9 protein-coding genes are annotated in these 8,272 nt (G+C 39.4%); all 9 read right to left on the reverse strand.

Going from position 1 to position 8,272, the window contains the following annotated elements; translation table 11 throughout:
* The coding region (locus U0M88_RS08645; RefSeq protein WP_331869567.1) for a class II fructose-bisphosphate aldolase at positions 1–409 on the reverse strand (409 nt) is incomplete at its 3' end.
* Positions 410–473: 64 nt separating this feature from the next.
* Positions 474–1,355: an ATP-binding protein gene (locus U0M88_RS08650; RefSeq protein ID WP_331869562.1), complete on the reverse strand. Its 882-nt coding sequence runs from the start codon at positions 1,353–1,355 to the stop codon at positions 474–476.
* Positions 1,342–2,493 carry a DnaD domain protein gene (locus U0M88_RS08655; RefSeq protein WP_331869563.1) on the reverse strand — a complete coding sequence of 384 codons (1,152 nt, stop codon included), beginning with the start codon at positions 2,491–2,493 and terminating at the stop codon, positions 1,342–1,344. The genes U0M88_RS08650 and U0M88_RS08655 overlap by 14 nt, the downstream gene beginning before the upstream one ends.
* A complete protein-coding gene (coaE, locus tag U0M88_RS08660) occupies positions 2,490–3,086 on the reverse strand; it encodes a dephospho-CoA kinase (protein WP_117445292.1) in 597 nt (198 codons plus the stop codon). The genes U0M88_RS08655 and coaE overlap by 4 nt, the downstream gene beginning before the upstream one ends.
* Positions 3,059–3,886 (reverse strand): bifunctional DNA-formamidopyrimidine glycosylase/DNA-(apurinic or apyrimidinic site) lyase, encoded by an 828-nt coding sequence (gene mutM / locus U0M88_RS08665; protein ID WP_195221982.1) that lies wholly within the window; start codon positions 3,884–3,886, stop codon positions 3,059–3,061. Before mutM ends, coaE begins: the two co-directional genes overlap by 28 nt.
* Positions 3,887–6,460 carry a DNA polymerase I gene (gene polA / locus U0M88_RS08670; protein ID WP_331869564.1) on the reverse strand — a complete coding sequence of 858 codons (2,574 nt, stop codon included), beginning with the start codon at positions 6,458–6,460 and terminating at the stop codon, positions 3,887–3,889.
* A gap of 61 nt (positions 6,461–6,521) precedes the next feature.
* Positions 6,522–7,088 carry a rod shape-determining protein MreD gene (gene mreD, locus U0M88_RS08675; RefSeq protein ID WP_331869565.1) on the reverse strand — a complete coding sequence of 189 codons (567 nt, stop codon included), beginning with the start codon at positions 7,086–7,088 and terminating at the stop codon, positions 6,522–6,524.
* The gene (gene mreC, locus U0M88_RS08680; RefSeq protein WP_272001146.1) at positions 7,085–7,921 is read right to left on the reverse strand and encodes a rod shape-determining protein MreC; all 837 of its coding nucleotides are present in this window, start codon (positions 7,919–7,921) and stop codon (positions 7,085–7,087) included. Before mreC ends, mreD begins: the two co-directional genes overlap by 4 nt.
* 48 nt (positions 7,922–7,969) lie before the next feature.
* Positions 7,970–8,272 (reverse strand): JAB domain-containing protein (locus tag U0M88_RS08685; RefSeq protein ID WP_331869566.1); only part of this gene is annotated, 303 nt, incomplete at its 5' end.

Below are 8,272 nucleotides of genomic sequence, written 5' to 3' on the forward strand. Positions count from 1 at the left end.
CTTCACATTCGATAGACAATCCTTTTGAATGAGCTAATTCGATCATTTCTTTTGATTTAGCCAAGTTTTCTTCGAAATCATAGTGAGAACCATCAAACATTACAGAAGTGAATCCAGCTTCAATAGCAGCTTTAGCTCCTTCGTAAGTTCCATGATCCAAATGGATTGCTACAGGAACAGTAATTCCCATATAATCGTGGATTTCTTTAACCATTGCAACAACAGTCTTGAATCCGCACATATATTTTGCAGCACCTTCAGAAACACCCAACATAACTGGTGATTTTACTTCTTCAGCAGCTGCCAGAATTGCTTTTGTCCATTCAAGGTTGTTGATGTTAAAGGCACCGATCGCATAATGTCCTTCATGTGCCTTGTTGATCATTTCAGTAGCAGATACTAACATAATTTCAATTTCCTCCTTTATGTTTTGCTATGTCTATTTTACTCCAAATGTAAGCATTTGAAAAGAATTAACGTCTGGATTCCCCGGATAATTTACAAATCACTGCCAAACTTTTGATTCTTTCCAGAATTCGTAAAGCACTGACCTTAGAGTTTGGCTCCCTCCGAATGATATATTGATTCAAAAGTTCCTCTAAAGCATAGTTACTGGTAAAATACGTCTTCTTTTTATGATTCATCCGATATTCCAGGATTGGCAGTAAGATCTCATCTCTTGTCCAGGCACTTAAAGCCTCGGCACCGATATCATCTAAGAACACAATGTCAGAAAACTTTAACGCATTCATCTGTTTTTGCCGAAAGTCATTATCGTACATCGCTTGTTTTAATTCACTGATAAACTGTGGCATTTTCACAAAGGAAACGCTCTTTTGATTCTGCGCGTAATAATTGGCCATGCCGATACAAAGATACGTCTTGCCAACCCCAGGCTGTCCATGAAGGAATACACCTTTATCACTCTCTATTGACTCCAGCATTTTTTCATAAACCATTAAATATTCCATGCTTTGATGTTCTGTCATGCCTTTTAAATCAATTTCTAATTCTTGATAGCTTAAATGGCTGAGTCGATAATTTCTTTCATGTTCGTGTTTCTTTTCATCCTTCTTCTTGTATTTGCAGGAAACAAAATTTTGAATTAAATATCCGCTTTCATCAAATTCCAATGTTTTAACTTTTCCCTGTAACGGTTGACTACATTGAAACAATCCCTGACAGTGTTTACATTTATCCAATGTTTCCTGCCACATAAAAAAATCAGAAGCGTACTTTTTTAAAAAGTCGATATCCTTTTGATGTTGTTTTAAAAAATGAAGGATGCGTGCATCTTCCAACAACGGTTTATATAGATCTTCTGTAATCTTTGATGCCACTTTAATTCTCTCCATGGTTTGTCTCTCCCAATTTCTCTTGCAGACGGGCAATTCTTGCCTTTAATTCTTCATCCGGCTCTGTCTGCTTTGTATCCGCATACCATTCCGGTACGTTTTCCACTTTTGTGTTTTTATAACTAATGGTTTGTTCCATCGCCTTTTCTTTGGTATCGATCTTTAAACGTGCCCAGGAACTGGCCACTTTCTCCACAAAGGATCGACTGAACTTTTGATCGGTCGCCTTTAAAGCATAGTCGATCAGCACATTGATGACCTCTGCCGGCAAACGATAATCTACCATCATCTTCTCCAATAAGAGCTTATCCGCTCTGGCAACCGGCATACCGTTTTGTTTTTGCTGCAGATAGGCAATTGGTGAAAGTGTATATGGATCCTGCGAATTTGTATGAAGATCCTGTGCGGCAATCACCTTGTTTCGCAACCCTTCAAAATCAATCTTTGTTTTTTGCGGATCAATGCTTAAAGACAAATAACGCCGCATATTTTTTTCATCAATGCCAAAGATACGCGCTAAATCATAGATACGCTCCAAATTTTGTCTTGTGCGAAGACGTTGTGGTATCACGCGTTCCATCCCTTTAAACAACACATTAAAGTCAAAGGGATAGGCTGTATTGGAAGGAATATGAATCTGCGTTTTATCTAATGCTTCTTCCTTTTTAGAAGTCCAGTTTTCTAAGATCGATACATCTAAAGGTTCACTGATGTTGACCATGGTTTTCGTACACAAAGATTCTTTCGAAAAGAAAAGCTTCATACGATCTAACTGTGAAGAACCTTCTTTTTCCAAAAAGATCCTTGAATAAATATCATGCTGTAAAAAGAGTTGCGGATCTTTGGGCGACTGTAAAATAAATAAGTATTCAGCTTTGATTGTCTCCCGATATGTCTGTAAGAGATTATATTGTTCCAGCTGCTTACGAGCATATTCAAACCTGGTTGGACTTAAATGCACGATTTTCTGTACATCTTGTAAATCATAAAGTTGTTCTTTTTTAGATAATGTGGAAAAAACATCATACAAATACTGTGCCTCTTTTCCAATCAAAGCTCCATACAATAGATGCAGCGAATCTCTTTGTTGTTCCGAAAGTGAAAAAGGCATTTGAATACGACAAGTTTCTCGACTCATGCAAGGCTCCTTTCTAAATGGAGCTTGACTTGTTCTCTTAGCTGTTCCAAGGTGCCATTGTTATAAAGGATCACATCACTTTGCTGCATCTTGATGACCGGAGAATACTGACAGGCTAAACGCGCTTTAGCATTCTCTCTGGTGATATGCCTTTTTGTTTCCAGTCTTTGTAACGCTACTTCTTCATCACAGACAACACACCAGATCTCATCAAAAAGATCTTCCATATGCGATTCAAACAATAAAGGAACTTCTACAAAAACTAATGTATTTTCCTGTTCTTCGATCCATTCCTGCATACTTTCCACGATCAGTGGATGTAAGATCGACTCCACTTTTTGTTTATAAGCTTTATCGGTAAACATGCATTGTGCAAATGCCGGTTTATCAATGTTCTTTTTTTCATCTAAAGGAATTTTTATTTCTTTTACTAATTGCCGATATCCCTTGTATCCTTTTTCAATCAGCTGTCTATTGACTTGATCGACATCTAAAACCGGGAAATTCTCTTTTAACATGGACGATACCATGGATTTCCCCGATCCCATGCTTCCGGTAATGGCAATTATTTTCTTTTTTGACATTTTGGGCATAAATACGTCCCCCTTTGCGATACGATGATCTTTCGTATAGTTGTCTCACAGTTTGGACAAGGCTTACCAGCCTGTGCATGTACTTTTAACTTTAACTGAAACAACCCGGTAACACCAAGACTGGATGTATAGCTGCGAATGGTCGTTCCTCCGGCTTTCATAGCCCCTTTCATGATCCTTTTTGTATGAAATGCCAGATTTTCGCAATCTTTTTTAGAAATTCTTGCACTGCGGGAACGTGGATCCAAACCACACGCAAAACAAATTTCATCGGCATAGATATTACCGATGCCGGCTACAATGCTTTGATCCAGCAGGCACGATTTTAAATTCTTTTTTAACGGATGTATTTTCTGATACAGATACGCTCCATCCAATCGTGGATCCAGAACATCATAACCCAGCTTTTCAAAACAAGGATGGGAAAATGGATCATTATTGTGAGTGTACACCTGCATACGGCCAAACTTACGTGTATCATGATAGCACATCCATCTACCATCGCTTAGACGAAAACGAATGTGAACGTGCTTATCCTGTGAAGGCTGCTTCAACAAATAAAACTTACCTTCCATGCGTAAATGCACTACCAGATCATAGTCATCCAGGACGAATAAAAGATATTTCCCCCAGCGAAGAAACTTTCGAAAGTGCTGGCCGGTAAGTCGTTTGATAAAGGCTTCCGGGGTAGTATGTTCCACGATTTTAGGATATACGACCTGCACTTCTTCGATTTGTAAATCGTGAATCTGTACTTCCAACGTGGAAATCACAGTTTGTACTTCAGGTGCTTCCGGCATTTACTTAGCCTCGTACCATGTTTTACCGGATTGAATGCTGGCCTTTAAAGGAACTCTCAGTTCCATCGCATTCTCCATGGCTTCTTTGACAAGTGCTTTCATCTGATCTAATTCTTCTTCCGGCACTTCAAAGATCAATTCATCGTGAATCTGTAAAAGCATTTTTGATTTCACATTGGCTTTTTTCATAGCTTCATTCACACGAATCATGGCAATCTTGATCAAATCCGCAGCACTTCCCTGAATTGGTGCATTCATCGCAGCCCGTTTTCCGAATTCCCTTGTCATAAAGTTTTTATCGTTAATTTCCGGAATCATACGACGGCGATGGAATAAGGTTTCTACATATCCGTTTTCTTTACATTGTTCAATCAAAGTATTCATAAACTGATGAATGTTGGGATAACTGGCAAAATAGGAATCCATAAATTCAGTGGCTTCTTTTCGTGAAATCTTTAATTGTGTAGAAAGTCCGAAAGCGGTCTGTCCATATACAATACCAAAATTGACCGTCTTGGCAATACGACGCATACTGCTATCGACTTCATCGCTTTGACAGTGAAAAATCAAAGTGGCTGTCTTATTGTGAATATCGACATTCTCTTGAAATGCCTGAATCATATGCGTTTCATTGGCCATGTGCGCCAGCATTCTCAACTCGATCTGAGAATAGTCCGCCGACAACAAAACATGTCCTTCCTTAGCCACAAATGCCTTACGGATCTCGCGTCCTTCTTCATCACGAACACTGATATTTTGCAGGTTTGGATCACTGCTGGAAAGACGTCCTGTCTGTGTCATAGTTTGATTAAATGTCGTATGGATCTTTTGATCCGGTTGGATGTGTTTTTTCAATCCCTCAATGTAGGTGGACATGATCTTGGAAAACTTCCGATACTCCAACAAACTTTCAATAATCGGATGAACGCCGCGCAGTTTTTCCAATACTTCCGCACTGGTGCTTCGCTTACGTCCTCCACCCTTTAAGCCTAAATCATCGTACAAGACCGAAGCTAACTGTTTTGGTGAATTGATATTAAAGATCTTATCGGCATATCCATAAATTTCATTGGATAGTTCTTTCATCTTAAAAGAAGTGGCCTGCCCGATCTCATCCAGTGTATGCTCATCAATATAGATACCCTCATTTTCCATATGGTATAAGATCGGAATCAGAGGCTTTTCAATATTTTCATAAAGCTCCATCAAATTATCTTCTTTCAGCTTTTCTAAGATCGACTTTTCCTTCTTGGCAAGCTCTTCAGTAAACACCTGCATGACCGGAACCATTCTTTGTTCGGCATACGCTTCCACGCTCTTTTGTTTTTTGGAAAGATCATGAAAGCTTTCCGGCAGTTGAACATGTAAAGCTAACACCAATGCATCAAGATCGGTTGCCTGCGAATGCAAAAGGAAGCAGGCGATATGCAAATCTTCTTTAAAATCAACTGTTGTAAATCCATACCGGTCTAATAGATGATTTGTTTCTTTAACATCCCATGTATGCAGATCCTTTCGCCGCAAAAGTTTTTTAAAGCCGGCATCTTCTAAGGCATCCTCTACGCGAAGATAGAGAATTTCTTCTTTATACGGGATCATAAAACCATACAGCTTCTGAATCAAAAAGCTCTCCTTGGTGCATACCGGCATCAACAACAAATCTTCTTCATCTATATCGATGGAAGTTACATTTTTGATCGGCCATGCACTTTTAGAAGCTTGCTTTGTCGTTGTCATCAACGAGCGCATTTCATACTTTTTATAAAAATCATTGACAGACTCTTTATAGCCCTCAAAAGAAACTTGACCGATTTCAAAAGGAAGTTCAACATTCGTATAAATCGTTGCCAGCTCCTTGGACATAAACGCATTGTCTTTATCCTTTTCCAGCTTTTCTTTCAGTTTTCCTTTGATTTCATCAATATGCGCATATACATTTTCTACACTTGCGTATTGTTGAAGCAGTTTGGTTGCGGTTTTCTCACCGACTCCGGCTACCCCCGGTATATTATCGCTGGAATCTCCCATCAATCCTTTTAAATCTATGATCTGAAGTGGCTGCAATCCATATTTTTCTTCGAAATGAGCCGCATCCATCAATTCCATATCCGTAATTCCTTTTTTCATCAACAGAACGCTTGTCGAAGCATCCACCAGCTGCAACAAGTCTCTGTCACTGGTCAAGATCGTGGTCTGTACTTCCGGATGACTTTTGGCCATCGAACCGATAATATCATCGGCTTCATAGCCTTCGATCTCATAGCGGCAAATACCGGCCGTATCTAAAAATTCACGTGCAATCGGGAATTGAACGATCAGTTCTTCATCGATTGGCTTACGCGTTCCTTTATACGCTTCAAATTTGTCATGACGAAATGTTTTCTTACCAGCATCCCATGCGACCAAAATTCCATCAGGTTCGATCGTTTCAATGGCCTTGTTGAGCATCATGATAAAGCCAAAGATCGCATTGGTGGGAATCCCGTTGGAAGTCGTCATTCTGTGGGAATATAGCGTAGCATAATAAGCACGAAACAACATTGAATTTCCATCTAATAAAAGTAATTTTTTCATAATATCACCATTCCAGAACTAATTGTACCACATCGATAAAAAAAAGAAGAAATGAGTACACTCATTTCCGCATAAAGCGCAATTTCTTATAGCGCGATCGTTCCATTTTTAAGATTCGATTTTGACGAATCGTAGTGTATCGATCCATGACCCCCAAAACATATTCCAGTCCCAATAATAGTAGTCCGTTAAGAATCCATGAAAAGAAACCAAAGGTATAAAGCCATTGTTTAAATGGGATCGAAAGCGTGCCTGTCCACGAAAAGAAAATGAAACAAACAATATCCTTCAAAAGCATCAATACAAACACCCATAAGGTTCTATATAACAGGCGATCTTTGATCCAGGGATACAAAAGTCCACATACATAGCCAAAACACGTATAAAGAATCGTATGCAATGGAAAACCCTGTGTAAAAAAGAAATCCGTTATGATGCCACACAGAAACGATAACAGGATGCGCGTGAGCCACGATTGCGATACCACCAGCAACATCAAAGCCATGAATCCCAGATGACTGATAAAGCTCATATGCGCATAAGTGAAATCCGATGGCCATACAAAGGCGAAAAAGTCATCGATCAATAGACAGATCAGAATAAAGATCAAACTAGTTCTTAGCTTCATTCCACTCGCCCGCTTCCTATGACCGTAACATAGTTAAAACTGCTGATATTTGAAACAGGCTTGACATAGATCGTTGAAATGATGGCATCATCATTGGTTTCCATATCACTGACTTGTCCCAGATAAATACCACTCGGATAATTTCCGCCTCTTCCTGAGGTCGAAACCTCCTGTCCCTGTGTAACTGTTGCCTCGTTGTCAAATAAAGAAACTCGATACGCTCTGTGACTTGTATCGTAGCGCTCCAGTACACCTTCAATGGTCGTTCCATCTTCCAAGGCAATGCTGATGGCGATATCATTGATCAAATCTTCACTGGTCAAAAGCCGTACGGTTGAAGTCGCGCTTTGTACCTCTTCAATCAATCCAACAGCTCCCTGTGATGTACAGACGATCATATTTTCCTGTACGCCCTGCGAGGAACCAGCCGAAATCGTAACCGTCTGATCCCATGCTTCGGTATCTCTTTCCAGAACATGTGCCGTGATCTTTGTCGCATCTTTCAGCGTTCCATTCAATTCTGCCAGCTCTTCCAGTTCTTTATTTCGATTGCGTTGCTCTTCATACAATGTCTTATAGCTTTTCTGCATAGCAAGCTCTTCATTTAAATACTGGTTATCTTCATAGACATGCCATAAGTTTGACAAATCACTAAATACATTAGTCAAAGAAGTTAAAGGATAGTCAATCAACCCATATTTAATATATGTCCATGCGCTGTATCCCATATTCGATAACGCATTTTGTCTTAATCCTAACATTGCGCATCCAATCACCAGTAAAACAATGTTGGCAATTAGTAAAATACGTTGTAAACGTGTAAATCGTTTCATGGCGTTCCCCCAAGCTATCTTCCATTATAATAGGAATCACTCAATCATTCAATCGAGATATTGATGTTGTTTAAAGGAGAACCAGTCTTTGTTCCCTACGATCACATGATCTAAAAGTTGTATGCCGGATAAAAGTGCAAGTTCATATATCCGTTTTGTGAATTCAATATCCTGCGGACTTGGTGTGATATCACCACTGGGATGATTGTGGACCATGATCAGAGAATGTGCTTTATAGATAAAGGCATCATGAAAAATATCACGTGGATGCACACAGCTTTCCGTCAATGTACCAATATACAAGATCTTATGTGTGATGATTCTTCCTTTGGCATTTAAATACACCACTAC

It is taken from the genome of Faecalicoccus sp., assembly GCF_036552745.1.
GTDB lineage: Bacteria > Bacillota_I > Bacilli_A > Erysipelotrichales > Erysipelotrichaceae > Faecalicoccus.

Excerpts from the sequence above, each read along its gene's own strand:
- coaE (WP_117445292.1), bottom strand. The coding sequence starts at position 3,086 with ATGCCCAAAATGTCAAAAAAGAAAATAATTGCCATTACCGGAAGCATG.
- U0M88_RS08655 (WP_331869563.1), bottom strand. The coding sequence starts at position 2,493 with ATGAGTCGAGAAACTTGTCGTATTCAAATGCCTTTTTCACTTTCGGAA.
- mreD (WP_331869565.1), bottom strand. The coding sequence starts at position 7,088 with ATGAAGCTAAGAACTAGTTTGATCTTTATTCTGATCTGTCTATTGATC.
- mreC (WP_272001146.1), bottom strand. The coding sequence starts at position 7,921 with ATGAAACGATTTACACGTTTACAACGTATTTTACTAATTGCCAACATT.
- mutM (WP_195221982.1), bottom strand. The coding sequence starts at position 3,886 with ATGCCGGAAGCACCTGAAGTACAAACTGTGATTTCCACGTTGGAAGTA.
- polA (WP_331869564.1), bottom strand. The coding sequence starts at position 6,460 with ATGAAAAAATTACTTTTATTAGATGGAAATTCAATGTTGTTTCGTGCT.
- U0M88_RS08650 (WP_331869562.1), bottom strand. The coding sequence starts at position 1,355 with ATGGAGAGAATTAAAGTGGCATCAAAGATTACAGAAGATCTATATAAA.